This window comes from Streptomyces purpurogeneiscleroticus, from assembly GCF_020024005.1.
Taxonomy (GTDB): Bacteria; Actinomycetota; Actinomycetes; order Streptomycetales; family Streptomycetaceae; genus Streptomyces; species Streptomyces purpurogeneiscleroticus.
Window position 1 is genome coordinate 1 of record NZ_NHSG01000016.1, and the last position, 5,448, is coordinate 5,448.

General features: G+C 70.9%; 3 protein-coding genes. All 3 read left to right on the forward strand.

The annotated features are described in order from the left end of the window. The first annotated feature begins 475 nt into the window (after window positions 1–475). A complete protein-coding gene (gene leuS, locus CCS38_RS00430; protein ID WP_223731164.1) occupies window positions 476–3,355 on the forward strand; it encodes a leucine--tRNA ligase in 2,880 nt (959 codons plus the stop codon). A gap of 161 nt (window positions 3,356–3,516) precedes the next feature. After that, window positions 3,517–4,257 carry a hypothetical protein gene (locus CCS38_RS00435; protein WP_223731165.1) on the forward strand — a complete coding sequence of 247 codons (741 nt, stop codon included), beginning with the start codon at window positions 3,517–3,519 and terminating at the stop codon, window positions 4,255–4,257. A gap of 179 nt (window positions 4,258–4,436) precedes the next feature. Further along, window positions 4,437–5,282 (forward strand): DegV family protein, encoded by an 846-nt coding sequence (locus tag CCS38_RS00440; RefSeq protein ID WP_223731166.1) that lies wholly within the window; start codon window positions 4,437–4,439, stop codon window positions 5,280–5,282. Window positions 5,283–5,448 lie beyond the last annotated feature (166 nt).

The following is a 5,448-nucleotide window of genomic DNA, read 5'->3' on the forward strand; positions in this document are numbered from 1 at the left end:
GCTAGGGGCCGTCACGGGGGGCCTGCGGCGGCCTTCGCGTATCCCGCCCGCCCGGCGTGACCCGCTGCTAACGTCGGTCCGTTCGCGCCCCGTACACCCGATCGGTCGCCCTTCTCGCGCGGGCGTGGGCACACCGGGCCGGGGCTGCTGCGTGGACTCCTACGGGCGCCGAGCGCCGCGCATACGGGGGCGCTCGCTCGTCCCGGTATGTGGGACGGGCTCCGCCCGGGGGAATCCTCGGCGCGGGCCCCTGGTGCCCTGCGGTACCCTGGCGCCATGCGTGCCGTACGCCTTCTGCTTAGCGGGCCGCGCTGATCAGTACCGACCGGATCACGGACTGCGGGTCCAGGTCGGCATCGGCGCGGCGTCCCCTCCTGTGCGAGGGGCCTTTTTGTTTCAGGCGCCAGCCGGCAAGAGGGTGCCCGCAAGGGGTGCGTTTCCGCAGGCAGAGACGATCGATGGAGCTTTGAGGACGATGAGCGAGACGACTACGGCCGCCGAGGCGGCGGCCCCGCACCGCTATACGGCCGCGCTGGCCGCGGACATCGAGGCACGCTGGCAGGACTTCTGGGACGAAAACGGCACGTACGAGGCGCCGAACCCCAGTGGTGACCTGGCCGGCGACCCGGAGCAGGTGGCCAAGCCCAAGAAGTTCATCATGGACATGTTCCCGTACCCCTCGGGTGCGGGCCTGCATGTCGGCCACCCCCTGGGCTACATCGCCACCGACGTCTACGCCCGCTTCCAGCGCATGACGGGCCACAACGTCCTGCACACCCTGGGCTTCGACGCCTTCGGCCTGCCGGCGGAGCAGTACGCCGTCCAGACGGGCACCCACCCGCGGGTCTCCACCGAGGCCAACATCGTCAACATGAAGGCGCAGCTGCGCCGCCTGGGCCTGGGCCACGACCAGCGCCGTTCGGTCGAGACGATCGACCCGGCGTACTACAAGTGGACTCAGTGGATCTTCCTGCAGATCTTCAACTCCTGGTACGACACCGAGGCCAAGAAGGCGCGCCCGATCGACGAGCTGGTCGCCCAGTTCGAGGCGGGGGAGCGCGAGACGCCCGACGGCCGCGCGTGGGCCGACCTGAGCGCCCTCGAGCGTGCCAACATCCTGGGTGAGTACCGCCTGGCGTACGCCTCGGACGCGCCCGTCAACTGGTGCCCGGGCCTGGGCACCGTGCTGGCCAACGAAGAGGTCACCGCCGAGGGCCGCTCCGAGCGCGGGAACTTCCCCGTCTTCAAGGCGAAGCTGCGCCAGTGGAACATGCGCATCACGGCCTACGCGGACCGCCTGCTGGAGGACCTGGACGGGCTGGACTGGCCCGAGGCGATCAAGCTGCAGCAGCGCAACTGGATCGGCCGCTCCGAGGGCGCGCGGGTCGACTTCCCCGTGGGGGACAAGCGCATCACCGTCTTCACCACTCGCCAGGACACCCTGTTCGGCGCGACCTACATGGTGCTGGCCCCGGAGCACGAGCTGGTCTCCGGTGAGGACTCGATCGTCCCGGACGCGTGGCCCGAGGGCACGCACGACGTGTGGACCGGTGGCTACGACACCCCGGCCGAGGCCGTCGCCGCGTACCGCAAGCAGGCCGCTTCGAAGTCGGACGTCGAGCGCCAGGCCGAGGCCAAGGACAAGACCGGCGTCTTCACCGGCGCGTACGCGATCAACCCGGTCAGCGGCGACCGCGTCCCGGTCTTCATCGCCGACTACGTCCTGATGGGCTACGGCACCGGCGCGATCATGGCCGTCCCGGCGCACGACAGCCGCGACTTCGCCTTCGCGCGCGCCTTCGAGCTGCCCATGCGCTGCGTGGTCGAGCCCTCGGACGACCGCGGCACCGACCCGTCGACCTGGGACGACGCCTTCTCCTCGTACGACGCGAAGATCGTCAACTCCTCGGACGACACCATCTCGCTGGACGGCCTGGGCGTCACCGAGGCCAAGGCGAAGATCACCGAGTGGCTGGCCCAGCAGGGCATCGGCGAGGGCACCGTCAACTTCCGGCTGCGTGACTGGCTGTTCAGCCGGCAGCGCTACTGGGGCGAGCCCTTCCCGATCGTGTACGACGAGGACGGCGTGGCACACGCGCTGCCCGAGTCGATGCTGCCCCTGGAGCTGCCCGAGGTCGAGGACTACTCGCCGCGCACGTTCGAGCCGGACGACGCGGACACCTCCCCGGAGACCCCGCTGTCCCGCAACGAGGACTGGGTCAACGTCGAGCTGGACCTGGGTGACGGGCGGGGCGTGCGGCGCTACCGCCGCGAGACCAACACCATGCCCAACTGGGCCGGCTCCTGCTGGTACGAGCTGCGCTACCTGGACCCGAACAACGACGAGAAGCTGGTCGACCCGGCTGTCGAGCAGTACTGGATGGGCCCGCGCGAGGGCCAGCCGCACGGCGGTGTCGACCTGTACGTGGGCGGTGCCGAGCACGCCGTGCTGCACCTGCTGTACGCCCGCTTCTGGTCCAAGGTGCTGTTCGACCTGGGGCACATCTCCTCGGCCGAGCCGTTCCACAAGCTGTACAACCAGGGCATGATCCAGGCGTTCGTCTACCGGGACAAGCGCGGCATCGCCGTCCCGGCGGCCGAGGTCGAGGAGCGCGACGGCGGGTACTACTACCAGGGCGAGAAGGTCAGCCGCGTCCTGGGCAAGATGGGCAAGTCCCTGAAGAACGCCGTCACCCCGGACGAGATCTGCCAGGAGTACGGCGCGGACACGCTGCGGCTGTACGAGATGGCGATGGGCCCGCTGGACGTCTCGCGCCCCTGGGACACCCGCGCCGTCGTCGGCCAGTACCGCCTGCTGCAGCGCCTGTGGCGCAACATCGTGGACGAGGCCACCGGCGAGGTCACCGTCACGGACGCGGAGCCGGACGAGGACACCCTGCGCGCCCTGCACAAGGCCATCGACGGCGTCGGCCAGGACATGGCCGGGCTGCGCTTCAACACCGCGATCGCCAAGGTCACGGAGCTGAACAACCACCTGACGAAGGCCGGCGGCCGCGTGCCGCGCTCGGTCGCCGAGCAGCTGGTCCTGCTGGTCGCGCCGCTGGCCCCGCACATCGGTGAGGAGCTGTGGCGCAAGCTGGGCCACACCGACTCCGTGGTGCACGCGGACTTCCCGGTGGCCGACCCGGCGTACGTCGTCGACGAGACCGTGACCTGCGTCGTGCAGATCAAGGGCAAGGTCAAGGCCCGCCTGGAGGTCTCGCCGGCCATCTCGGACGCGGACCTGGAGGCGGCGGCGCTGGCCGAGCCGGCGGTGGTGTCGGCGCTGGGCGGCGCGGGCATCCGCAAGGTGATCGTCCGGGCTCCGAAGCTGGTCAACATCGTTCCGGCCTGATCCGGTCCCACGCGCGCCCGCCCGGCGGGCGCGCGTGGGGGATGACCACTACGGGCAGGTTGGGGGTTCTCGCGGGAACCCCCGGCCTGCCCGAGGCGTTTACGGTGAGAGAAGGAAGCAGTCCGTCCGTCGGTCCGACCGAGCCCACATGAGGTAAGCCCATGACCGCTGTGCTCGCGATCCTCGCCCTGCTGTTCGTGCTGTTCGTCGCGGCCGGCGTGTTCGTGACGGTCAAGGCCGTCTCGGCGACCAAGCGCGGCGTGGACCGTACGGTCGCCCAGGCCCGCCGCACGGTCGAGGACACCACCCTGCGCGCCCGGCAGTACACCCAGACCGGCCCGGCCGGACAGCTGGCCCAGATGCGGCTCTCCCTGCGCACCTCGATGCGCGCCACCCAGGAAGCGCTGCGTGCCGCCGCCCCCGAGGACCAGTCGCTGGGCGAAGCACTGAACCTGTTCGCACAGCTCAGCGCGCACGGCCACGAGCTGGACGCCGACCTGAAGCGCCTGGAGCGCGAGCCGGACCGGACGCGGATCACCGAGCGTCTCCCCGAGCTGCGGGACCGCCTGGAGCGCATCACGCACTCCTCGGACTCGCTGCGCTGGGCGGCCCAGGACCGCGCCCAGAAGTTCGCCGACGACGACCTGGCGGTGCTCGCCGGACAGATCGACGTCGAGGCGGGCGCGCTGCGGCACTGGACGTCGGCGCCGGGCGCGCGCGAGACCACGTCCGGGCCGGGTACGGATGCCGTGCCGGACCCGCTCGCCGCATGGCCGCCGCCGTCGGAGCAGCCCGACACCGCCGCTGCCCCCGAGGGCCCGCAGGCCATCGACGCCCCGGACCCGCGCATACGGACGCCGTACTCGTGGCAGAAGACGGCCCGTCCGGAGAGCGCGGGCTGACGTGGCCGGCGCGGGGTATGCGATGCGGCCGATTGCGAGCCGGGGACCTGCCGGATCGCCGGCAGGTGATCTCGCCGGCCATCCGAAGTTGGCTGTGGCGCATCGCTGGATGATCGGAGAAGATCTTGAAACGGGGCCCGCACTGTCGGGCACCGGGTTCTCTGGATAACCTCCCAGTCATGTCCCGCCATGTCGCGATCGTCACCGATTCAACGGCCTACCTGCCGCGGGCGGCGCTGGACCGCCACCGCATCACGGCGGTGCCGCTGACCGTGGTCCTCGGCGACGAGGCCCTGGAAGAGGGAACGGAGATCTCGGCCAGGTCGGTCGCCCAGGCGCTGCAGAAACGCAAGTACGTCACCACCTCCCGGCCCGCCCCCGAGACGTTCGCCGAGACCTACCGCGAAGTCGCGGCCGCGGGTGCCGACGGCATCGTCTCGCTCCACCTCTCCTCGGAGTTCTCCGGGACGTACGACGCGGCCGTACTGGCGGCCAAGGAGGCGCCGGTCCCCGTGCGGGTGGTGGACACCGGCATGGTCGCGATGGCACTGGGCTTCTGCGCCCTCGAGGCCGCGGAGGTCGCACAGTCCGGCGGGGACGTCGACGAGGCGGTGGCCGCGGCCGAGAAACGCGCCGAGGGCACCTCCGCGTACTTCTACGTCGACACCCTGGAGTATCTGCGCCGCGGCGGCCGCATCGGCGCGGCACAGGCCCTGCTGGGCTCCGCGCTCGCGGTCAAGCCCCTGCTCCAACTCGCCGACGGACGCATCGAACTACGGGAAAAGGTCCGGACGGCTTCCAAGGCCATCGCGCGCCTGGAAGAGATCGTGGCGGACCGGGCAGGCACGGCCCCGGTCGATGTCGCGGTGCACCACCTGGCGGCGACCGAGCGTGCCGACGCCCTGGCCGACCGCCTCCGCGCCCGCGTGCCGGGCCTGATGGACCTGCACGTCAGCGAGGTGGGCGCGGTGATCGGCGCGCACACGGGGCCGGGGCTGCTGGGGGTTGTGCTGTCGCCGCGGTAGGGCGATAGCGAGCTCTGATTCCCTCGTCCGGGTGGCCGAGTTATCCACAACTCGGCGGTTATCCACGGAATTTGGTGGTGATCGGCGGGATTCGTGAAATCGCTCTAGCGTCGTCGACATGACTCCGCGATCTCGCATCTCCGCACATTCGCCTGACCCACCCGAC